Origin of the sequence: Blautia wexlerae (genome assembly GCF_013300825.1) — a bacterium.
Taxonomy (GTDB): Bacteria; Bacillota; Clostridia; order Lachnospirales; family Lachnospiraceae; genus Blautia_A; species Blautia_A wexlerae_B.
The window spans coordinates 1-336 of the sequence record NZ_JAAIMY010000115.1; the positions used below are offsets into that span (position 1 = coordinate 1).

Here is a 336-nt window from a genome sequence, read left to right on the forward strand (position 1 = left end):
CCGTATCCCGCTCATGCACGATCCCCATCTGCATATAGGTAATGGGGATACTTTCCTGCTTAAACCGCGGCGGTCTGGGAGCCTCGATCCCCCCGGTTCTTTTCAGAGCATAAAAAGACTTCCATGCCTTTTCCAGCAGCCTGCAGACTTCCTGGGCAGTCTGGGATGGGAGCTGTTTATACCACAGATCCTCTTTATGGGCTTTTTTCTGATAGTACCAGTCAGGATACTGCACCATCCCTGTTTCTTTGTAATGCTGACGCTCGTAATTACAGACATTCCAGAGCTTGGATGCTGCATAACACATATGCCCGATGAGGTTCGCATATTCCCGGC

At 50.3% G+C, this 336-nt stretch carries 1 pseudogene; it reads right to left on the reverse strand.

Annotation, left to right across the window (positions count from 1 at the left end):
• Positions 1-336, reverse strand: a pseudogene (locus tag G4417_RS16680) (RNA-guided endonuclease TnpB family protein); the annotation flags it as partial.